Annotated in this window: 18 protein-coding genes and 1 tRNA gene; 7 read left to right on the forward strand and 12 right to left on the reverse strand. The window is 72.6% G+C overall.

All coding sequences use genetic code 11. The features are described from left to right. Position 1: 1 nt before the first annotated feature. The 3 genes from AB0J12_RS28560 to AB0J12_RS28570 are packed head-to-tail and all read right to left on the reverse strand — an operon-like array spanning position 2 to position 3589. Positions 2-1594: a hypothetical protein gene (locus AB0J12_RS28560; protein WP_363267346.1), complete on the reverse strand. Its 1593-nt coding sequence runs from the start codon at positions 1592-1594 to the stop codon at positions 2-4. After that, positions 1585-2706: a hypothetical protein gene (locus AB0J12_RS28565; protein ID WP_363267348.1), complete on the reverse strand. Its 1122-nt coding sequence runs from the start codon at positions 2704-2706 to the stop codon at positions 1585-1587. The genes AB0J12_RS28560 and AB0J12_RS28565 overlap by 10 nt, the downstream gene beginning before the upstream one ends. Beyond that, positions 2657-3589, reverse strand: a complete 933-nt coding sequence (locus tag AB0J12_RS28570; RefSeq protein ID WP_363267350.1) for a phosphatase PAP2 family protein — start codon at positions 3587-3589, stop codon at positions 2657-2659. The genes AB0J12_RS28565 and AB0J12_RS28570 overlap by 50 nt, the downstream gene beginning before the upstream one ends. Before the next feature lie 215 nt (positions 3590-3804). On the opposite strand from AB0J12_RS28570, the gene AB0J12_RS28575 reads away from it, so the two are divergent. Further along, on the forward strand, positions 3805-4401 hold the full coding sequence (locus AB0J12_RS28575) for a histidine phosphatase family protein (RefSeq protein ID WP_363267352.1): 597 nt from the start codon (positions 3805-3807) through the stop codon (positions 4399-4401). Between the two features lie 97 nt (positions 4402-4498). Here the strand turns inward: AB0J12_RS28575 and AB0J12_RS28580 are convergent, their stop codons facing one another. After that, positions 4499-5947 carry a hypothetical protein gene (locus AB0J12_RS28580; RefSeq protein WP_363267353.1) on the reverse strand — a complete coding sequence of 483 codons (1449 nt, stop codon included), beginning with the start codon at positions 5945-5947 and terminating at the stop codon, positions 4499-4501. Between the two features lie 307 nt (positions 5948-6254). Here AB0J12_RS28580 and AB0J12_RS28585 point away from each other — a divergent pair, with 307 nt between their 5' ends. Beyond that, positions 6255-6683, forward strand: a complete 429-nt coding sequence (locus AB0J12_RS28585) for a hypothetical protein (protein WP_363267354.1) — start codon at positions 6255-6257, stop codon at positions 6681-6683. Between the two features lie 105 nt (positions 6684-6788). Then, positions 6789-7658 carry a fused MFS/spermidine synthase gene (locus AB0J12_RS28590; protein ID WP_363267355.1) on the forward strand — a complete coding sequence of 290 codons (870 nt, stop codon included), beginning with the start codon at positions 6789-6791 and terminating at the stop codon, positions 7656-7658. A 47-nt stretch (positions 7659-7705) separates the two neighbouring features. Here AB0J12_RS28590 and AB0J12_RS28595 read toward each other — a convergent pair whose 3' ends face one another. After that, positions 7706-8224 (reverse strand): hypothetical protein, encoded by a 519-nt coding sequence (locus AB0J12_RS28595; protein ID WP_363267356.1) that lies wholly within the window; start codon positions 8222-8224, stop codon positions 7706-7708. A 144-nt stretch (positions 8225-8368) separates the two neighbouring features. On the opposite strand from AB0J12_RS28595, the gene AB0J12_RS28600 reads away from it, so the two are divergent. From AB0J12_RS28600 to AB0J12_RS28610, 3 genes are all read left to right on the forward strand, one after another. Next, positions 8369-9076, forward strand: a complete 708-nt coding sequence (locus AB0J12_RS28600) for a response regulator transcription factor (protein ID WP_363267357.1) — start codon at positions 8369-8371, stop codon at positions 9074-9076. After that, positions 9073-10449: a HAMP domain-containing sensor histidine kinase gene (locus AB0J12_RS28605; RefSeq protein WP_363267358.1), complete on the forward strand. Its 1377-nt coding sequence runs from the start codon at positions 9073-9075 to the stop codon at positions 10447-10449. Before AB0J12_RS28600 ends, AB0J12_RS28605 begins: the two co-directional genes overlap by 4 nt. 183 nt (positions 10450-10632) lie before the next feature. Beyond that, on the forward strand, positions 10633-12099 hold the full coding sequence (locus tag AB0J12_RS28610; protein WP_363267359.1) for a cellulose binding domain-containing protein: 1467 nt from the start codon (positions 10633-10635) through the stop codon (positions 12097-12099). Between the two features lie 23 nt (positions 12100-12122). Here AB0J12_RS28610 and AB0J12_RS28615 read toward each other — a convergent pair whose 3' ends face one another. From AB0J12_RS28615 to AB0J12_RS28630, 4 genes are all read right to left on the reverse strand, one after another. Further along, the gene (locus AB0J12_RS28615; protein WP_363267360.1) at positions 12123-13559 is read right to left on the reverse strand and encodes a GH1 family beta-glucosidase; all 1437 of its coding nucleotides are present in this window, start codon (positions 13557-13559) and stop codon (positions 12123-12125) included. Positions 13560-13675: 116 nt separating this feature from the next. Further along, a complete protein-coding gene (locus AB0J12_RS28620) occupies positions 13676-14569 on the reverse strand; it encodes a carbohydrate ABC transporter permease (RefSeq protein ID WP_363267361.1) in 894 nt (297 codons plus the stop codon). Then, positions 14566-15597, reverse strand: coding sequence for a sugar ABC transporter permease (locus AB0J12_RS28625; RefSeq protein WP_363267362.1), 1032 nt, complete (start codon positions 15595-15597; stop codon positions 14566-14568). Before AB0J12_RS28625 ends, AB0J12_RS28620 begins: the two co-directional genes overlap by 4 nt. Further along, positions 15594-16928: an ABC transporter substrate-binding protein gene (locus AB0J12_RS28630; protein WP_363267364.1), complete on the reverse strand. Its 1335-nt coding sequence runs from the start codon at positions 16926-16928 to the stop codon at positions 15594-15596. The genes AB0J12_RS28625 and AB0J12_RS28630 overlap by 4 nt, the downstream gene beginning before the upstream one ends. A gap of 321 nt (positions 16929-17249) precedes the next feature. Between AB0J12_RS28630 and AB0J12_RS28635 the strand changes: the two genes are divergently transcribed. Beyond that, the gene (locus AB0J12_RS28635; protein ID WP_363267365.1) at positions 17250-18311 is read left to right on the forward strand and encodes a LacI family DNA-binding transcriptional regulator; all 1062 of its coding nucleotides are present in this window, start codon (positions 17250-17252) and stop codon (positions 18309-18311) included. A gap of 65 nt (positions 18312-18376) precedes the next feature. Here AB0J12_RS28635 and AB0J12_RS28640 read toward each other — a convergent pair whose 3' ends face one another. The 3 genes from AB0J12_RS28640 to orn form a co-directional block, all read right to left on the reverse strand. Beyond that, positions 18377-18925: a GNAT family N-acetyltransferase gene (locus AB0J12_RS28640; protein WP_363267378.1), complete on the reverse strand. Its 549-nt coding sequence runs from the start codon at positions 18923-18925 to the stop codon at positions 18377-18379. Positions 18926-18967: 42 nt separating this feature from the next. Beyond that, a tRNA-His gene (locus tag AB0J12_RS28645) sits at positions 18968-19040 on the reverse strand. A gap of 110 nt (positions 19041-19150) precedes the next feature. Continuing rightward, positions 19151-19759: an oligoribonuclease gene (gene orn, locus AB0J12_RS28650; RefSeq protein ID WP_363267366.1), complete on the reverse strand. Its 609-nt coding sequence runs from the start codon at positions 19757-19759 to the stop codon at positions 19151-19153. Positions 19760-20065 lie beyond the last annotated feature (306 nt).

The raw sequence follows: 20065 nt of genomic DNA on the forward strand, positions 1-20065 counted from the left end.
GTCACAGCACGTCCTCCTCGGTGACGGGATCGGCGGGCTCGACGGCCTGCTCACCGGGCGGCCCGCCGTGCGTCCACGGGGTGTCCTCCGGGTCGGGCAGCTTCGCCCCGCCGCGCTGCTCGTGCTCGAACAGCGTGAAGCACACCCGGTCGCCCTTCTCGGGCACCGACCCCTCCTCGGGCTCCTTGCCGCGGCCCATCTTGTCGAGGATGCGCAGCACGAGCAGCGCGCCGTCCTCCTCGGCGCCGACGAACTCCGCCGACTGCGGCCGCCCGCCCAGCGACCGGTACACCTTCGCCCGCTCGCCCAGATGCGGCCGGTCGTCCGTGCGCACGGTCACCAACGGGCGCGGGCTGGGCCGCTTTCCCTCGCTGTACGCCATGGTCACGTCCGTCACCTCACCGGCGAACGCCTCCCCGGCCAACCGCCGCCCCGCCATCACCAGCGGGTCGTCGAGCGCCTCCTGCGCCTCCAGCCGGGCCTGCTCGCGCTCGCGCGCCGCGAGCTTGTTCGCCGCGGTGACCGCGTCGTCGCGGCGCGGCTGCGGCGGCTCCCCGGCCAGCACCCGGTCCCGGTGCCCGGTGAACGACCACCGGTCCCGCGTCCACCGCTCCTCGACATGCGCCCCCGGGGGCAGCGCCCGCAGCAGATCGAGCCCCCGCCAGACCTTCTCCCAGGTGGGCAGGGTGACCTGCTCGACGAGCCGCCGGATCTCCTCCTCGGCGCGGCTGAGCGCACCGAGCCGCTCGTCGGCCTCCAGGCCGTCCTCGGCGGCGGCCAGCGCGGTGCGGGCCCGGTCGTAGCGCTCGATGGCGGGAGCGAGCAGCTTGTTGTCGAACGCCGGATCGGTGGCCGGCCCGGCGGGCGGGCACCTCAACTGCCCGCCCGCGTCACGGGCCAGCTCCGCCTCCAGCGCCGCCTCGGCCCCCGAGGCGCCCTCCGGCGGATCGATCCACGCCAGCAGCGCCCCCAGATGCTGGTCCTCCAGACCGGACTGACCGGTGGCCCAGTGCCGGCCGAGTACCTCGGTCAGGGCCGGCAGCAGCGACGAACCGGGCACCCGGGCCCGCTCGGCGTAGTGCGTGAACCAGCGCCCCAGCAGCGGCACCCGGGGCGGCGCGGGATACGGCGTCTCCGGATCCTGCTCGGCCGTACGCCGGAACCGCATCGAACGCCCCAGCAGCCGCACCAGGTCGACGCCGGCGCGGCTCGGCACGATCAGCTGCGGGGCGTCCGCGCACAGGTCGACCTCGACCTTGACCCGCTTGCCGGTCTCCGGATCGGTCTCGGTGCGCTCGGCGGCCTCCACCACATCGCCGTACGACTCGAGGTACGGCAGGACGACATCGGCCAGCTCGGCCAGGAACGCGAACCGCAGATCCCGGTCGCGCGGCTGCGGTACGACCAGCAGGCGCGGCGTGTCCCGGTCGGTGCCGACCAGCGCGCCGAGCGGGGCGCCCGCCTCACCGGCCGTGGTGAGCGGCACCAGCACCAGCGGCCGGTCGGACAGATGCCGGTGCCGCACGGTCGCGGCGGGCTGCGCGCGCCCGCTGCTGACGGCCTCCATGCGGGCGAGGGTGGCGATCAGCGACATTCGGCCCCCTCCAGCGCCTCGGCGCGCAACTGCGCGGCCCGCCGCAGCGCGGCCACCGCCGGATCGTCCGGGTCCCCGGCCTGACCGCGGGCGGCCGCCAGCACCTCGGGCACGGTGGCCAGCCCGCCCAGCTCGGCCCGCACGGACCGGCCGAGCGAGGTCACCGCGGCGGCCTCGCGCGAGCGCCGACGGCAGTGGAAGGCCAGCTCGCAGGCGGCCAGGCACTCGGGGGCGTACGTCGCCGGAACGGACTCGACGGCCTCGGTGAGCTGCTCGGCGGGCAGCTCGGGGGAGAAGCACGTCCCCTCGGGCAGCGAGTCGGCGATCTCCTCGATGCGGGTGAGCCGGGCCAGTTGCCGACCGGTCACCGCACGCTGCTTGCGCACGTCGACCGCGGCGGCGGTCGGCAGATTGGAGAAGTCCTTGGGGCACACGAGCATCACGCGATGGCGCACCTGCGGCGCGGGCTCCATGCGGCCCGCGACCTCCTCCAGCGCCAGCACGTACACGGCGGCCTGCCGGGCGGCGGCGCCCACCTTCGCCGGGTCGGCGGAGCCGTCCAGCAGCGGGAAGGACTTGATCTCGACGACCGTCCAGCTGCCGTCCGGGTGGACCACCACGGCGTCCGGCTCGAGGAACGCCGGGGAACCGGCGACCTCGAGGGCGAGCATCGGATGGTCCAGCAGCGTCCAGCCGCCCGCCTCGACGGCCTCCCGCAGCGCCAGCGCCGTACGCGCCGTACGCCCCTCGGGCCCGGCCGCGGTCAGATCGGGCACGTAGGTGCGCTCCGGCGGCTCGGCGGCCGGGTCCAGCTTCTCCCGCACCAGCCGCAGCAGCTCCGCGCCGCCGTCCGCCTTGACCTTCGCCTCGAAGGCGTTGCCCCGGGTGAGGGCGAACTGCGACTGCCCGAACGCCGACGGCGCACCGAGCGCGCCCGCCAGCGCCGCCTTGTCCACCCCGGCGCCGTCGAGGAGCGCGCGCCGCCGGCAGCCCGGGTTGGCGGCGAGGGCCGCGAGGGCGCGGGCGTCCAGCGCCCGGGCGGGTACGTCGGGTCCGCGCAGCTCAGCGAGCCGGTGCCGGAGCGCCGTCCCCGGTGTCCGTGGGGACGGCACTCGGCTCGGCGTCGGCTCCGGGCCGTGATGCGCGCTGCCGTGGAATTCGCTCACCCGCCGAAGTCTGGCATCCGCCACTGACAATCGAGGCAGGAGCGCGGGAAGAGCCGCCCGCGAACCGCGCCCGCAGCCGGTCCGCGAACCGCATCACGGCGGGCGCGAGCAGCAGCCCGACAGCCATCACGACGACACCGGCGACCGCGTCGAGCAGATAGTGATTGGCGGTCCCCATCACGACCAGAGTGGTGCCCACGGGATAGACCACCGCGAGGACCCGCGCCGCCGGGCCACGCCCGTACCGCCACAGCATCACGCCGCACCACAGGGCCCAGCCGACGTGCAGACTCGGCATCGCCGCGTACTGGTTGGTCATGCCGCCCATACCGCGCGGCGCGCTCGCCTCGCCGCCCCACCAGCCGTACGAGCTGTAATGGGCCATGGTGTCGACGAAGCCGTACCCGGCGGCCAGCAGGCGCGGCGGGCAGGTCGGCATCAGCGTGAAGCCGATCAGTCCGAGGAACGTGGACGTCAGCAGCCAGGTGCGGGCGGCCCGGTAGTGGGCGGCGTGCGCGCGGAACATCCACACCAGCAGCGCGGGCGTGACCAGGTAGTGCAGCGAGGCGTACCAGAAGTCGGCCGGGACACCGAGCCAGGGGTTGCCGGTGAACAGCCGGTTCAGCGGATGCTCGGCGTTGAGGTGCAGGAACTTCTCGACCCGCAGCAGCGCCAGCCCGTGGTCGACGGCGTCGGAGACGTCACCGCGGGCGAGCAGACGGCCGGCCGAGTAGCAGCCGTACACGAGCAGGACCAGAGGGAGCTCGGTCCACCAGCGCAACCGGGTCGCCGGGCCCGCCTCGCTGCCTGGTGACTCGGTCTGCGGCATCCGATTCGCCCTCCCCCTTCTTCTCACTGCTGTTTCGCGGGTCCTCACGCCGGGATCACCCGGCGGATACGGGGGAGTCACTCTACGGCGTGGGCGGCGCCCCTGACGGCCCGCCCCCGGCGCTGGAAGACGCCACGACCGCCCGCCAGGTTGCCCGCGACACGGGTACGCGATGATGGAGACGAACCCCCTTCCACACCCGAAAGGCCCCTCGCATGGCACCGCGCATCCTGCTGGCACGGCACGGACAGACCGAATGGTCGCTGTCCGGCAGGCACACCGGCAGGACGGACATCCCGCTGCTGGAGGAGGGCCGGCGCGGCGCCAAGCTGCTCGGCGAGCGACTGCACCGCTCGCCGCTGGACGGCCTGCCCGACGTGGAGGTCCGCACCAGCCCGCTGGCACGCGCGCGTGAGACGTGCGAACTGGCCGGCTTCGGCGACCGCGCGACGCGGTGGGACACGCTCATGGAGTGGGACTACGGCGCCTACGAGGGCCTCACCCCGGCCGAGATACAGGCGCTGCGCCCCGGCTGGTTCATCTGGCGCGACGGAGTGCCCGACGGCGAGACCCTGGCCGAGGTGACCGCGCGGGCCGACGAGGTGGTCGCCTGGGCCCGCTCGGCGGACCGCGACGTCCTGATCTTCGCGCACGGCCACATCCTCCGCGCGATCGGCGCCCGCTGGCTGGACCTCCCCCTGCGCTTCGCCTCCCGCATCCGCCTGAACCCGACCTCCCTCTCCACCCTCGGCTGGGCCTACGGCGAACCGGCCCTGGAGTCCTGGAACGACGTCGGCCACCTGCCGGGCTGAGCCGCCGGGCACAAAGGGGCGCGGGGAACTGCGCGACCAGCCACAACGAAACCCGCAGACGAACGACGACCCGGCGCCGCAGGCACGGCACCCCCCGTCAAGGCATGCGCGGCAAACTCGCATGCCGTTCCAAGAACGCCGCCACCCCCGCAGCCCGCCGGTGAGGCAACAGCACCCGCGCCGTCCCCGCCACCATGCTCTGCACCCGCGACGACTGCACCTGATCCAGCAGCCCCAGCACCGTCAACCCCGCCGCGGCCGCCTCGTCGGGCCGCCCCCCACGCGCCAGATCGTCCGCCAGCTCCGCCGTGTACAGCGCCGTGTTCCGCGTGAAGTGCGGGTCCTGCAACCGCGCCGCCCGCCGCGCCTGCCGCGCCGCCCGCTCCCAGTCCCCGAGCGTGGACCAGCACTGCGCCTCCAGGCCGGCCAGCTCGGCCTCGCCGTAGAAGCTCATCCACTCCGGGTCCACCTCCGACGGCCCCCGTTCGAACAGCGCCTGCGCCCGCCCGAGCGCCTGCTCGCACCCGAACCGGTCCGCGAGCCCCGCCCAGCCGCCGGCCTCCCGCAGCGCCAGCAGCGACATCAGCCGTGCCGACCCCAGCGGCCGGGCGACCCGCTGCGCGGCCTGCGCCGCCCGCACCGCCTCCCGCGGGCGCCCGGCGTCCCGCGCGAGGAACGCCATGTTGCAGAACGCGTGCGCCTCCAGCCCCGCGTCCCCGGTCATCCGCGCGGTGGCCAGCGCCTCGGCGTAGTGCGAACGTGCGTCCTCGAAGCGCCCCGAGTCGTGCGCCAGCCACCCCACCGAGATGGCCAGCTCACCCGCGCCCGCGTGCAGCCGGTCGGCGGTCACCTGCCGGGTCGCACCGGCGTCCAGCAGCGCGTACGCGGCGCGCAGCGGGGCGGCCGCCCGCCGGTACAGGCCGTCGGCGCCGTGCCGGTCGTCCAGCACCCGGATCCTGCGGACGGCCTCTTCCAGGGCGCTCGCCTCACTCGCGCCGGCACGGCGCACGGGACGGGCGAGGCGAGCAAGGCCCGTGGCGCGCCCGGACGCCACGGCGTCCGGGGCGAGCCCGATGGGGCCCAGCGAGGCGGCGGCCACCGTGGCGCCTCCGCCGCTGATGAATGCGCGACGCAGCACGTCGCTCTCCTCATGGTCGTGGTGGTGCGTGTCATACGGTTCCTGCGGCTCATACGGTTCGACGCCCGCCCCCGGTTCAGCGCCACCGGCGATGGGCACGCGCGCCGCCCGCCCACGTACCGCCGACCGGGGTGCGAAGCCCAGGTCCACGAGCGTGCGGCCCGGGTACATGTGCAGGAACACCCGCTCGTAGGCGTAGTTGGGACAGCGGATCTCGCCCGCCTCGACCCGACCGATGTAGCGCGCGTCACAGCTCACCCGCTCACCGATCTCCCGGGCCGCGCGCCGCACCAGCGCGGCGAACTCGGCCGGTGAGCGCGCTCCGCGCAGCTGCCGGAAGACGAGGTTGGGCCGCGGTGGCCGGTTGGGCTGGGACGCTGGGGCAGCGTTCACCGTTGACGACGCCATGGCCGGGTCCTCTCGTGCGAACCGTCGAACCATGCCGGAGCCGGGGTGAGTTGCCCCAATGTCGGGGTGATCACCCTGTTCTCCGGCGGCAAGAACGTACCTTCTGTGGTCGTCCCGCCACGCATTGTTTAGCTACAAACCGGATATGCCACCCCCGATCTGCCATGAACTGCCATCCTTTGCGGCGGACTTTCGCCGTAGCCGTTGACACGACCGCGCGTTGAACCCGGTGGACCGCAACAGGCCACACGCGACCGGCCGGTGCGGTCGGCGACAGGTGCCCAGGAATTGCGTGATGGAGGCCGGGATGGAGACCAGCCAGAGCATCGCACCGTGTACGGCACCGGGTTCGCCGGCGGCGCAGGCGCACAGACCGGACGCCGGTGCGGGGAGCGCCTGCGACCTCGTCACCGTGCCGACCCGCCAGGGCCTGGAGGCCGTCGACATCCTGCGCCGCGGCGCCTCGGACGCGGTCGGTCCCGTCCTGCACGACGACGGCTGCGGCACCCTCGCCTTCCTCGTCCCGCCCGGCACGGCCGCCGGCTGGGACCTCCCGGGCAGCACCTGCACCGAGACCGACGGCCGCGGGCTGCGCCTGGCGCCGGAGCCGCCGGTGGAGGGCTCCGCCTGGCTGCTCCCTCCCGGCGACGCCGACCGGGCGACCGACCCGGCGGTCCTGCGCCGCGCCCTGGGTGAGGCGGCCCGCCTGATCGAGGCGGCGGACAGCTGCCGCTGACCTGCCGGCACATCCCCTTCCTCCTGCGCCTGCCCCCCGCCCCTCGCCAGCGCCCGATCACGCCACGCTCGCTCCCGACGCCCCACGACCCCGGATAATGGCCGGATGGGCAAGTCCAGAAACCCCCGCCGCCGGCAGGCCGCCGCAGATGTGGTCGTGGAACAGGTCGACGGCGGGCTCGCGGAGCTGGTCCCCGACCCGGACCGGGCGCGGGCCTGGACGCTGCTGGTGGACAGCGCACCGCAGTCGCACGTCGACCTGGACGACCCGGCGTACCTCTCCTTCGAGTACCAGCGCCGCCTCGGCCACGTCATCGACCTCACCGCCCCGCCCGGCAAACCGGTCCACGCCGTGCACCTCGGCGGCGGCGCCCTCACCCTGGCCCGCTATGTCGCCGCGACCCGCCCCCGCTCCACCCAGCAGGTCGTCGAGCGGGACGCGGCCCTGGTCCAGCTGGTGCGCCGGGAACTGCCGCTGGACCCCGCCGCCCGGATCCGGGTCCGCTCCGCCGACGCCCGCGAGGGCCTCGGCAAGGTCCCGGACGGCTGGGCGGACCTGCTCGTCGCCGACGTCTTCAGCGGCGCCCGCACCCCCGCCCACCTGACCTCCACCGAGTTCCTGGACGAGGTCCGCCGGGCGCTCAAGCCGGGTGGTGTGTACGCCGCGAACATCGCCGACGGCCCGCCGCTGGCGCACCTGCGCGGTCAGATCGCCAGTGCCGCCGCGCGGTTCGCCGATCTCGCGCTGGTCGCCGATCCGGCGGTGCTGCGCGGCAAGCGCTTCGGCAACGCGGTGCTCGTGGCCTGCGACCGTCCTCTGCCCGTCGCCGAACTGACCCGCCGCGCGGCCTCCGACCCGCATCCCGGCCGCGTCGAGCACGGCAAGGCGCTGCGCGACTTCACCGGCGGCGCCGCCCCCGTCACGGACGCGGCCGCCGTCGCATCCCCCGCCCCACCGCCGTCGGTGTTCCGTTAGGCGCTGTCGTTCGGGTCGTCCCGGCGTCGCGGGCCCGGGCCCCGCAGTCAGTACGTGCCGACGTCCACCCGCGGTGGTCCGTCGTGCCATGTGCAGAACACCGACACCCGGTCCGCACCCGAGGCGAACTCGACCCGGATCCACGACTCGGTCTTCCACCACTGCATCGACCAGCCCGGGTTGGGGGCGGCCGACACCAGCGACGCGCTGGACGGGCCGATGTCGAACACCACGCGGCCGCCCTTCGAGTCGTAGCTCTTGATCCGGCCCGAGACGGTGGCGGACGGGCTCGGGGAGGCGGACGGCGGGCGGGCGGAGGCGGTCGCCCGGCGGCTCGGCGACGGCGACGGCGAGGACGGTGGCGTACGGGACGGCGGTGCGGACCGGGCCGTGGACGAAGCGCGCCCCGCGCCCTGCGTCGTCGCCTGCGCCGCCGTGATCGGCAGGGCGCGCGGCGGGTCGTACGCGGTGCCCGCCATCACCGTGTGCACGCCCCACCACGACAGCGTGACCGCCGCGCTCGTGGCGAGCGACCACGCGAGTACGTGTACGAGTCCTCTGCGCATCGCGGGCCATACTGCCTCACCGGTCGCCCGCGTGTCGCACGAATCCGACCGCGCCCGGCCCCCGCGACGCCGCCCGTTTTCCACACCATCGGAGTTGTCCACAGCCTCCCACCGGCGTCCCGCGCATGGCGTACGGTGCGGCGCATGGCAAGTGTGCTCGTGGTCGAGGACGACCAGTTCGTACGCTCGGCGCTCATCCGGCATCTGACCGACGCCACCCACACGGTGCGCAGTGTCGGCACGGCGCTGGAGGCGCTGCGCGAGGTCGCCCATTTCCGTTTCGACGTCGTCATCCTGGACCTCGGACTGCCCGACCTGGACGGCTCCGAGGCCCTGAAGATGCTGCGCGGCATCACCGACGTACCGGTGATCATCGCCACCGCCCGGGACGACGAGGCGGAGATCGTACGGCTGCTGAACGCCGGCGCGGACGACTACCTGACCAAGCCGTTCTCCCCGGAACACCTGTCGGCGCGCATGGCCGCCGTACTGCGCCGCGCCCGCGGCGGCTCCGCCGACGCCCCGCCCTCCACCGTCATCCGGGTCGGCGGCCTCACCGTCGACCCGCTGCGCCGCCAGGCCGAACTGGACGGCGCGCGGCTGGACCTGACCCGCCGCGAGTTCGACCTGCTCGCCTTCCTCGCCGGCCGTCCCGGCGTGGTCGTCCCCCGCCGCGAACTGCTCGCCGAGGTGTGGCAGCAGTCCTACGGCGACGACCAGACCATCGACGTCCATCTGTCCTGGCTGCGCCGCAAACTCGGCGAGACCGCCGCCAGCCCGCGCTATCTGCACACCTTGCGCGGGGTCGGCGTGAAGCTGGAACCGCCACAGGAAGCGGAGCCACCGCGATGAGGTGGGCGCTGGTGCGGGTCTGTCTGGCGGTCACCACGATGGTCGTGATCGCCTTCGCCGTGCCGCTCGGACTCGTCATCAAGGAGATGGCCCGCGACCGCGCCTTCTCCAACGCCGAACGGCAGGCGGCGGTCGTGGTGCCCGCGCTGTCCATCACCACCGATCGCGAGCAGCTGGAGCGGGTCGTCGCCTCGGCCGGCACCGGTGACGGCATGGCGGTCCACCTGCCGGCCGGCGACGGCACGCCCGCCCTCGACCTCGGCCGCCGCCGCGCCACCGCCGGGGACATAGAAGCGGTACGCAGACTGGGCCGCGCCTCCACCGCGGAGGTGCCCGGCGGTTCCGTGCTGCTCCAGCCCGTGGCGCTCAGCCTGGGCACCGTCGTCGTCGAGGTGTACGTCCCCGAGTCCGAGGTCAGCAACGGCGTCGGTACGGCCTGGGCGGTGCTCGCCGGGGTCGGCGCGGCGCTGGTCGTGGGCTCGGTCGCGGTCGCCGACCGGCTGGGCGTCCGGATGGTCCGCCCGGCGCAGCGGCTGGTCGAGGGCGCGCACGAACTGGGCGAGGGCAAGCTCGGCGCCCGGGTGCCGGAGGAGGGGCCGACCGAACTGCGGCTCGCGGCGGTCGCCTTCAACTCCATGGCCGACCAGGTCGTCCACCTCCTCGCCAACGAGCGGGAGCTGGCCGCCGACCTGTCCCACCGGCTGCGCACCCCGCTGACCGTGCTGCGTCTGAACGCCGCCTCGCTCGGTGACACGCCCGCCGCCGAGCAGACCCGGGCCGCCGTGGCGCAGTTGGAGCGCGAGGTCGACACCATCATCCGCACGGCGCGGGAGGCCAAGCCGCAGACCGCGGCCGCCGGGCCCGGCGCCGGCTGTGACGCGGCCGAAGTGGTCCGGGAGCGCATGGAGTTCTGGTCGGCGCTCGCCGAGGACGAGGGCCGCAAGTGGCGGGTGGCCGGTGTGGAGCGCCCGGTGCGCATACCCGTGGCGCGCGCCGACCTCGTGGCTGCGCTGGACGCGCTGCTCGGCAACGTCTTCCGGCACACCCCGCAGGGCACGGCCTTCGCGGTCGACGTGCACAACGGCGAGGACGCGGTGATCGTGCTCGTGTCCGACGCCGGCCCCGGCATACCCGACCCGGAGGCGGCGATGGCCCGCGGCCAGGGCTCGGGCAGCGACGGTTCGACCGGTCTCGGCCTGGACATCGTGTGCCGGCTCGCGGAGTCCACCGGCGGTGATGTGCGCGTCGGCTCCTCGGTGCTGGGCGGCGCGGAGGTGCGGATCTGGATCCAGCTGGACGGCCTCCGCCGCACCCCCGCGGGGCGCGGTCACCGCGGGAGCGTACGGCGGCGCCGTCGCCTTGTCACGAGGTGACGATCCCCGCATCGGCTCTCGCATCGGTCACTCGAATTGGTCTCTACCTTTAATCGGTCCCGATCCCTTCCTTAAGCGCGGCCTAAGAACCCCAACCACCGTCTGCAACAGGGCTTTTGTCCTGTTCGGGCTCGCTAGCGTGCTGCCGCACCACACCCCCGTGAACAGCGAAGGCAGGCACGCATGAGCACGCACCGGCGCAGGATCAGTGGCAGGAACAAGGCGATAGGCGGCCTGGTGGCCGCGGCCGTGGCCGGTGGCGGCGCGGTGCTGCTCACCGGCACCGCGAACGCGGCCGGGGTGAACGCCGCGTACACGAAGACCAGCAGTTGGTCGACCGGCTACACCGCGCAGTACGTCGTCACCAACAACAGCGGCCAGGCGGAGAACACCTGGACGCTCGAGTTCGACCTGCCGGCCGGCGCCAAGCTCAGCTCCCTGTGGAACGGCGAATCGAGCGTCAGCGGACAGCACGTCACCGTGAGGCCGCCGAAGTGGGACGCCGACGGCCTGAAGGCGGGCGAGTCGGCCACCGTCGGCTTCGTCGTCGACGGCACCGGCGATCCGTCGGGCTGCAGCATCGACCAGGCCGCGTGTTCCGCCGACGGCGGTGCCACTCCGGAGCCCAGCGGCCGCCCCACCCAGCCGCAGACCCCCACGCCGACCGCGACCCCCACCGCCAAGCCCACACAGACCGCCGAGCCCACCCAACCGCCCACCGCCTCCCCGTCCCCCAGCAGCGGTACCGGGACCAAGGCGTCCGCCGGCTTCGCCCCCTACGTCGACACGTCCCTCTACCCGGCGTTCGACCTGCTCGCGAGCGCGGACGCGACCGGCGTGAAGAACTACAACCTCGCCTTCGTCACCGACGGCGGCGGCTGCACCCCCAAGTGGGGCGGCGTCACCGACCTCACCGCCGACGCCGTCGCCGGTCAGATCGGCGCCCTGCGCGCCAAGGGCGGCGACGTCCGCGTCTCCTTCGGCGGCGCCTCCGGCACCGAACTGGCCACCTCCTGCTCCTCGGCCGACGCCCTCGCGGCCGCCTACGGCAAGGCCGTCGACGCCTTCAAGCTCACCAAGGTCGACTTCGACATCGAGGGCGGCGCGCTGCCGAACACGGCCGCCAACACCCGCCGCGCCCAGGCCATCGCCAAGCTCCAGCAGAGCCACCCCGGCCTGGACGTCTCCTTCACCCTCCCGGTCATGCCCGAGGGCCTCACCCAGGACGGCGTGAACCTGCTCTCCAACGCCAAGGCGGGCGGTGTGAAGATCTCCGCCGTCAACATCATGGCGATGGACTACGGCGCCTCCTACAACGGCGACATGGGCACCTACGCCGAGCAGGCCGCCACCGCCACCCAGGCCCAGGTCAAGGGTGTCCTCGGGCTGTCCGACAGCGCGGCCTGGAAGGCGGTCGCCGTGACCCCGATGATCGGCGTCAACGACGTCTCCTCCGAGGTCTTCAAGGTCGACGACGCCACCCAGCTGGTGAACTTCGCCAAGTCCAAGGGCCTGGGCTGGCTGTCCATGTGGTCGGCCACCCGCGACAAGGCCTGCGCCGGCGGCCCCAAGCCCTCCGCCGACGCCACGTGCAGCTCGATCGCCCAGGAGAACTTCGCCTTCTCCAAGGCGTTCGCGGCCTACAACTGAGCACCCCGGCAAGCGCCCACCCGCTAGGCGGCCTCCACCGGCGGCAGTGACCCGGTGCGGGCCGCCCGGCCGTACCAGTGGGCGCTGGACTTCGGGGTCCGATCCAGCGTGACGTAGTCGACGTAGACCGCGCCGAAGCGCTTGCCGTAGCCGTACGCCCACTCGAAGTTGTCCATCAGGGACCACAGGTAGTAGCCGCGCACATCGGCGCCGTCGGTGAGGGCGCGGCGCACCGCCGACAGATGGCCGTGCAGGTAGGCGATGCGCTCCGGGTCGTGCACCTGGCCGTCGGCGTCGGGCTTGTCGTCGTAGGCGGCGCCGTTCTCCGTGATGTACAGCGACAGCCCGGGCGCCTCCCGCGAATAGCGCATGATCAGCTCGTGCAGGCCGGTCGGGTCGATGGACCAGCCCATCTCGGTGCGCTCACCCGGCGTCTGGTGGAAGGCCACGTCGTCGGCGGCCGGCCAGGGGGAGTGCTCGCTCTCGCCGTGGCCGTCGGCGCGCACGGGCGGCGCGTCCGGGTCGGCGGCCGAGACCAGCGCCGGGGTGTAGTAGTTCAGGCCGAGCGCGTCCAGCGGCTGGCGGATCAGCTCCAGGTCGCCCGCCTGGACGAAGGACCAGTCGGTCAGCGAGGAGGTGGCCTCCAGCAGGGTGTGCGGGTACGCCCCGTGCAGGATCGGGCCGTGGAAGACGCCGTTGGCCAGGTCGTCGATGCGGCGGGCGGCCGCGAGATCCCGCGGGGTCTGCGACAGCGGGCGCACCACCGAGGAGTTGAGGCTGATCGCCACCTGGTTGCGGGCCGGCATCACCGAGCGCAGCGCCGAAGTGCCGAGCCCGTGCGCCAGGTTCAGATGATGCGCCGCCCTGAGGGAGGCCACCGGGTCGGTGCGGCCGGGGGCGTGCACGCCGGAGCCGTACCCGAGGAAGGCGCTGCACCACGGCTCGTTCAGGGTGATCCACTGCTCCACCCGGTCGCCGAGCGCCTCGCCGACGAGCTGCGCGTACTCGGCGAACCGGTGGGCGGTGTCCCGCTCCGGCCAGCCGCCCGCGTCCTCCAGCTCCTGCGGCAGGTCCCAGTGGTAGAGGGTGACGGCCGGCTTGATGCCGTGGGCGAGCAGCTCGTCGACCAGCCGGCGGTAGAAGTCCAGGCCGCGCTGGACGGCCGGGCCGCGGCCGGTGGGCTGCACCCGGGGCCAGGAGACCGAGAAACGGTAGGCGTTCAGGCCCAGGTCCGCCATCATCGCCACGTCCTCGCGGAAGCGGTGGTAGTGGTCGACCGCGATGTCACCGGTCTCGCCGCCGGCCGTCTTGCCGGGCGTATGGCTGAAGGTGTCCCAGATCGAGGGGGTGCGGCCGTCCTCCCGCACCGCCCCCTCGATCTGGTACGCGGAGGTCGCGGCGCCCCAGAGGAAGGCGGGAGGAAACGTCACCGGGTTCTCCGGGGTCACGGAATCAGACATGGAAGCGCTCCCATTGGTGGTCGTGGAGACCTTCGTGGTCGTGAAGACCGACAGGTGGACAAGAGGGGTGGGGGCCGAGGCGGCGCTGACCCGGCCCCGCGGGAATCTTTCGGCGGTCAGCCCTTGACCGCGCCCTGCATGATGCCGCCGACGATCTGCTTGCCGAACAGCAGGAACGCCAGCAGCAGCGGCAGCGTGCCGAGCAGCGCGCCCGCCATGATCACCGAGTCGTCGGGGATGTAGCCGGTGCCGAGCTGGTTCAGGGCCACCTGGACGGTCGGGTTCTCGCCGTTCAGGGCGATGATCGGCCACAGGAAGTCGTTCCAGGCCATCACGAACGTCAGCAGCCCCAGCACCGCCATCGCCGGCCGCGCCGCCGGGAAGACCACGTGCCACACCACTCTCAGGCTGCTCGCGCCGTCCACCCGCGCCGCCTCGATCAGCTCGGTCGGCAGCGCCTGCACCAGGTACTGCCGCATGAAGAACGTACCGAAGGCGCTCACCAGGGTCGGCAGGATGACCGTCTGCAGATGGTTCGCCCAGTGCAGGTCCGTCATCCACAGATACAGCGGTACGACGGCCAGCTGCGGCGGGACCATCATCGTGCCGATGGTGATCAGCAGCAGCGCTGTGGAGAACCGGAACCGCAGCTTGGCGAAGGCGAACCCGGCCAGCGTGGAGAACAGCACCGTGCCCACGGTGATCGTGCCGGCGACGAACGTGGTGTTGACCATCGCGGTGCCCATACCGGCCTGGTCCCAGGCGGTCTCCAGATTCTTGAACAGATTGCCGCCGAACCACAACGGCGGCGGGGTCTGCGCCAGACGCGTGTTGGTGCGCGAGGCCGCGATCGCCGTCCACACGAGCGGGGCCAGCGAGACGAGCGCGAACACGACCAGCACGACATAGGTGACCGGGCCGGCGTGCAGCTGCTTGCCCGCGCCCAGCACCCGGCGCCGGCCCTGCGGCGCGGCGGCCGTCGGGGGCAGGGTCAGTTCACTGGTGGTCATTGGGCCTTCCTCAGCCGTCGGGAGACCAGCAGGTTGAGCGCGGCGACGAGCAGCAGGATCAGCAGCATCGTCCAGGCGATCGCGGACGCCTTGCCGAGATTGCCGATGATGAAGCCCTGGTCGTACATGTACAGGCCGAGGGTCTGGAACTGGTGCTCCGAGCCGCCCTTGGAACCGCTCACGCCGCCGAACAGCAGCGGCTCGCCGAACAGCTGGGTCGCGCCGATCGTGGAGACGACGACGGTGAACAGGATCGTCGGCCGCAGCATCGGGATCGTCACGTTCCAGAACTGCTGCCAGCGGTTCGCGCCGTCGATCGCCGCCGACTCGTACAGGTCGGCCGGGATCGCCTGCATCGCCGCCAGATAGATCAGCGCGTTGTAGCCGGTCCACCGCCAGATCACGATCGACGACACGGCGAGCTGCGAACCCCAGTCGGACTCGTGCCAGTTGACCGGGTCGAGGCCGAGCAGATCGAGGGCCCAGTTGACGATGCCGTTCTTCTCCGGCGAGAACAGCAGCGCGAACACCAGCGTCGCCGCCGCCACCGAGGTGGCGTACGGGGTCAGCATCACCACCCGCCACACGGTCGAGCCGCGCAGCTTGAAGTGCAGCAGATGCGCCAGCCAGATCGCGGCCGCCAGCTGCGGCACGGTGGAGATCAGACCGATGGTGAAGGTGTTCTCCAGGGCGTTCCAGAAGAACTCCGAGGACAGCAGCGACTTGTAGTTCTCCAGCCCCGCCCAGCTCTGCCCGTCCAGGTTGGACAGCTGCACATGGTGCAGCGAGTACCAGGCGGTGTACAGCAGCGGCACCAGCGAGAAGGCGCCGAAGATCACGAAGAACGGGGAGATGAACGCGTACGGCGACGCCTTCATGTCCCAGCGGTACATCCGGCTGCGCCAGGAGCCCCTGTCCGCCGGCGGCGTACCGCGACCGTGAGCGCCCCGGGCCGCGCCCGGCTGGGAGCCGGGCGCGGCCTCGGCGCTCGACGCGGGATGCGCGAGAGCCTGCTTGGAGCTGGTCACTGGCCGAGCACGTCCTTGATCTCCTTGGTGGCCGCGTCCCAGCCCTGCTCGGGCGACTTGCCCTTCTGCTCGACCTGGACGATGCCGATGTCACAGATCGCGGTGTCGATCGGCTTGTCCTTCGGGCCGAGCGGCTGCGCCGGGATGGTCTTGGCCGCGTCGGAGAAGATCTGCGTCAGCGGGGCGCCCGAGAAGTACGCCTGGGTGTCGGGCTGCGGCTTCAGGCTCGCGTACGCCGCCGGGACGGACGGGAAGCTCGCCTGCTTGGCGAAGACCTTCGCCTCCTGCTCGGGCGCGGTCAGCCACTTCGCCAGCGCGATGGCCTCCTTCTGGTGCTTGCTCGCCTTCGGCACGCCGATGAAGGAGCCGCCCCAGTTGGCCGCGGTCGGGGCCGCCGCGATGTCCCACTTGCCGCTGCCGGCCGGGCCGGACTTCTCCTGGATGTAGCCGATCATCCACGCCGGGCAGGCGACGGTGGCGAAGGTGCCGTTGGCGAAGGCCTGGTCCCAGGACTTGTCGAACTGCTTCAGCTTGGCCGACATGTCGCTGGTCGCCACGCCCATGGCCGCGCCCCAGGCCTTCTTCACGCCCGCGGACTTGTCGTAGACGACGTTGCCGTCCTTGTCGTAGTTGCGCTCGGTCTCGCCGCCGAGGACCGCGTTGTACACGGAGGAGGCGGAGTCGACGTACTTGGTGCCGCTCGGGGCCTTCTTCATGTACTGCTTGCCGAGGTCGACGTACTTGTTCCAGTCGCCCTTCCACAGCGCGGCGAGCTTGGTGCGGTCGCTCTCGATGCCGGCCTTCTGGAAGAGGTCCTTGCGGTAGCAGACCGCCATCGGGCCGATGTCGGTGCCGAGCCCGATGAGCTTGCCGTCCTTGGTGGTGGCCTGGGCGTTCTTCCAGTCCAGCCACTGCGACTTGTCGACCTCCTTGCCGAGATCGACGAACTTGTCGCCCTGGGTCTGGACGGCCTCGGTGACATTGCCGATCTCGATGGCCTGGATGTCGTCGGTGCCGGAGCCGGCCTGCAGGCGGGTGAGCACCTTCGGCCAGTAGACGTCGGTCTTGGTGGTGACGTTCTCCTTGACGACGATGTCCGGGTGCAGCTTCATGTACTCGTCGTACAGTCCGGCCTGCTTGTAACCGAAGACCCCGAAGGTGCCGACGGACAGCGTCACCTTGCCCTTGGAGCTCCCCCCTCCGCCGCCGCTGCCGTTGTCGGCACTCGACGAGCCGTCGTCACTGGCGCAGCCTGCCAGCAGTCCCGTGGCCAGTACGGCGACGGCTGTCAGTGCCGTCAGCCGGTGGGACCGGCGGGTACTCGTACGCATTGCGTCCTCCTGTTGCCTGACGTGCCGACCCCCCGGCCAACTGCAGTGGTTGGGCCCGTTCGTGCTAGCTGCGGCTCGGGCGGGGAACGTGCGGGACATGTATGTGTCAGGTACTGTGGGAGCGCTCCCACATGTGATGTGTTGAAGAGTCGTGGGTTCGTGCGGGGGTGTCAAGGGAACGGACGCGGTCAGATGCGTTCAGTTATCGGGCTGTTAACTGGAGTTGAGGATTCCGGTGCCGGCGTCACGGGGCGGTCACCTCGCGTGGCGGGGCTGTTAGATTCCAGGCCAGCGGGACGACGACGGCGGGAGGCGGAGCCCATGGCAGGCCACGGAGTGCGGGGACGGAGCGGGGGCCGGCCCACCCTCGAGGAAGTCGCCGCGCGCGCCGGTGTCGGCCGGGGCACGGTGTCCCGGGTGATCAACGGATCGCCCCGGGTCAGTGACGCCACCCGCGCCGCCGTCGAGGCGGCCGTCGCCGAACTGGGCTACGTCCCGAACACCGCGGCACGCGCCCTGGCCGCCAACCGCACCGACGCGGTCGCCCTGGTCGTGCCCGAGCCGGAGACCCGGTTCTTCGCCGAGCCGTACTTCTCGGACATGCTGCGGGGCGTCGGCGCGGAGCTGACCGACACCGAGATGCAGCTGCTGCTGATCTTCGCGGGCAACGACCGCGAACGGCAGCGGCTCGCCGAGTACCTGGCCGCGCACCGGGTGGACGGCGTCCTGCTGGTCTCCGTGCATGCCGACGACCCGCTGCCGGACCTGCTGGCCCGGCTGGAGATCCCCGCGGTGATCAGCGGTCCGCGCTCGGCGGGGGAGGTGCTGCCGTCGGTGGACTCGGACAACTACGGCGGGGCCCGGCAGGCGGTGGAGCACCTGCTCGCGCGCGGCCGCTCGCGCATCGCCCACATCACCGGCCGCCTCGACGTCTACGGCGCCCAGCGGCGCGTCGACGGCTACCGGGAGGCGCTGCGGGACGCGGGGCGGGGCGTGGACGACACGCTCATCGAGCCCGGCGACTTCACCGAGGAGGGCGGCCGGCGGGCGATGACCCGGCTGCTGGCGCGGTGCCCGGACCTGGACGCGGTGTTCGCCGGCTCGGACGTCACGGCAGCCGGGGCGCGACAGGTGCTGCGGGAGGCGGGGCGGCGCATTCCGGAGGACGTCGCGCTGGTGGGGTACGACGACTCCGCGATCGCCCGGCACATGGAGCCGCCGCTGACGAGCGTGCGGCAGCCGATCCAGGAGATGGGGCGGCGGATGATCGATCTACTGCTCACCGAGATCGCGGATCGCCGGCCGGCGGTTTCGCGGGACCTGGACGCCGTGCGGCGGCAGGTGGTGCTGGCGGCGGAGCTGGTGGTGCGGGCGTCGTCTTGAGGGGCGGCGGGGTTGGCGGTGCGGGCGTCCGGAGTCGGTGGCCGCGGGTGTCGTCTTGAGCGCCGTCAGCGGGTGAGGCGCCAGCGGAGCTCGCCGTCGTGGTGTTCGTCGGTGGGGTGCAGGCCCGCCGCTCGGGCCACGGCTGCGGAGGCGTGGTGGTCCGGGTGGATGTGGGCCATGATCGTGCGGATCGGCGGCTGCCGGGTTGTCAGCCAGGTCACCAGTTCGCGGGCGGCCTCGGTGGCGTAGCCGTGGCCCTGCCAGGGCGAGCCGATGACCCAGGCGATCTCGGCCTCGGCGGCGCCGGGGGTGATCGTCGCCTGGACGGTGCCGATGGCTCGGCTGTCCTGCGGGTGGTGTTCGCGCAGGCGCAGGACCCAGTTGCACCAGGTGACGGTCGGGTCGGGAGAGCCGGCGACGAGACGGTCGTAGCGGGTGCGGAGTGCCTGGGGTGTGGCGGGGGAGCCGCCGATGAAGGTGTGCAGGGAGGGGTCGGCGAGGACCTCAGCCATCTCGGGGGCGTGCTCGGCCCGCAGAGGTACGACGTCCAGGCGGTGGGTGCGCAGCGGCTCGGCGTACAGGGTGGGCCCCCGGGGAGTGTCAGTGAACGCGATCAGCCGGTGACCTCGATACAAGGTCACCGGCTGATCACACAGGGTGAGTGACGGGACTCGAACCCGCGGCATCCTGGACCACAACCAGGTGCTCTACCAGCTGAGCTACACCCACCATGACCGGCGCTGGGATTCTTGCGTCTCCCTGACCGGCCGAGAAAAAGTGTACAGGGTCCGAAGGGGTGCTCGCGCCCGCTTTCGGCGGCGCCCCCTTCGGGGGCCCGGTCAGTGCGGCTGAGCTGGGAGGACGTGCTTGGCCGCGATCGTCTTGGCGGTGTCGGAGTCCGGGCCGGGCTGGGGGACGAAGATCGCCTCGCGGTAGTAGCGGAGCTCCGCGATGGATTCGCGGATGTCGGCGAGGGCGCGGTGGTTGCCGTTCTTCTCCGGGCTGTTGAAATAGGCCCTCGGGTACCAGCGGCGGGCCAGCTCCTTGACGGAGGACACGTCGACGATGCGGTAGTGGAGGTAGTCCTCCAGCGTGGGCATGTCGCGGAGCAGGAAGCCGCGGTCGGTGCCGACGGAGTTGCCGCAGAGGGGGGCCTTGCCGGGTTCCTTCACGTACTCCTTCACGTACGCCAGGACCTGTTCCTCGGCGTCCTTCAGGGTCGTGCCGTTCGGGAGCTCCGCGAGCAGCCCGGACGCGGTGTGCATCTGACGCACCACCTCCGGCATCGTCTCCAGCGCCTGGTCCGGCGGCCGGATGACGATGTCCACGCCTTCGCCGAGCACGTTGAGCTCGGAGTCGGTGACGAGGGCGGCCACCTCGATGAGCGCGTCGTCGGACAGCGAGAGGCCGGTCATCTCGCAGTCGATCCACACCATGCGATCGTTCATGTGTCTCACCTTACGGGGGTGGGGGGTGCGGGCGGGTGTGTGTGGCGCTTCGGCTGTTGTTCGGGTGCGGGTTTCGTTGTGGCTGGTCGCGGGTGCCTGCGGCGGCCGGTGCGGGTGTCGTTGTGGCTGGTCGCGCAGTTCCCCGCGCCCCTTTTGTGCCTGCGGCGGCCCGTTGCGGTGCGTCGTGGCGTGCCTAGCGCCTGCGGTGCGTTGTGGGTCGGGGCCGGGGTGGGGGGTGTCCGTCCTCGGTCCGGCCGCCCGTATCCGACGGGGGTGCTGTTGCCCGGTGCCGGCCGCTGCGGGCGG

This window comes from Streptomyces sp. NPDC049915, assembly GCF_040656475.1.
Classification (GTDB): Bacteria; Actinomycetota; Actinomycetes; order Streptomycetales; family Streptomycetaceae; genus Streptomyces.

What these genes read in the sequence shown, in the direction of transcription:
- AB0J12_RS28590 (WP_363267355.1), top strand. Translation starts at nt 6,789, where the DNA reads ATGGGCAAGTCCAGAAACCCCCGCCGCCGGCAGGCCGCCGCAGATGTG.
- AB0J12_RS28575 (WP_363267352.1), top strand. Translation starts at nt 3,805, where the DNA reads ATGGCACCGCGCATCCTGCTGGCACGGCACGGACAGACCGAATGGTCG.
- AB0J12_RS28585 (WP_363267354.1), top strand. Translation starts at nt 6,255, where the DNA reads ATGGAGACCAGCCAGAGCATCGCACCGTGTACGGCACCGGGTTCGCCG.
- AB0J12_RS28600 (WP_363267357.1), top strand. Translation starts at nt 8,369, where the DNA reads ATGGCAAGTGTGCTCGTGGTCGAGGACGACCAGTTCGTACGCTCGGCG.
- AB0J12_RS28570 (WP_363267350.1), bottom strand. Translation starts at nt 3,589, where the DNA reads ATGCCGCAGACCGAGTCACCAGGCAGCGAGGCGGGCCCGGCGACCCGG.
- orn (WP_363267366.1), bottom strand. Translation starts at nt 19,759, where the DNA reads ATGAACGATCGCATGGTGTGGATCGACTGCGAGATGACCGGCCTCTCG.
- AB0J12_RS28620 (WP_363267361.1), bottom strand. Translation starts at nt 14,569, where the DNA reads ATGACCACCAGTGAACTGACCCTGCCCCCGACGGCCGCCGCGCCGCAG.
- AB0J12_RS28615 (WP_363267360.1), bottom strand. Translation starts at nt 13,559, where the DNA reads ATGTCTGATTCCGTGACCCCGGAGAACCCGGTGACGTTTCCTCCCGCC.
- AB0J12_RS28605 (WP_363267358.1), top strand. Translation starts at nt 9,073, where the DNA reads ATGAGGTGGGCGCTGGTGCGGGTCTGTCTGGCGGTCACCACGATGGTC.
- AB0J12_RS28630 (WP_363267364.1), bottom strand. Translation starts at nt 16,928, where the DNA reads ATGCGTACGAGTACCCGCCGGTCCCACCGGCTGACGGCACTGACAGCC.
- AB0J12_RS28635 (WP_363267365.1), top strand. Translation starts at nt 17,250, where the DNA reads ATGGCAGGCCACGGAGTGCGGGGACGGAGCGGGGGCCGGCCCACCCTC.
- AB0J12_RS28595 (WP_363267356.1), bottom strand. Translation starts at nt 8,224, where the DNA reads ATGCGCAGAGGACTCGTACACGTACTCGCGTGGTCGCTCGCCACGAGC.
- AB0J12_RS28580 (WP_363267353.1), bottom strand. Translation starts at nt 5,947, where the DNA reads ATGGCGTCGTCAACGGTGAACGCTGCCCCAGCGTCCCAGCCCAACCGG.
- AB0J12_RS28610 (WP_363267359.1), top strand. Translation starts at nt 10,633, where the DNA reads ATGAGCACGCACCGGCGCAGGATCAGTGGCAGGAACAAGGCGATAGGC.
- AB0J12_RS28560 (WP_363267346.1), bottom strand. Translation starts at nt 1,594, where the DNA reads ATGTCGCTGATCGCCACCCTCGCCCGCATGGAGGCCGTCAGCAGCGGG.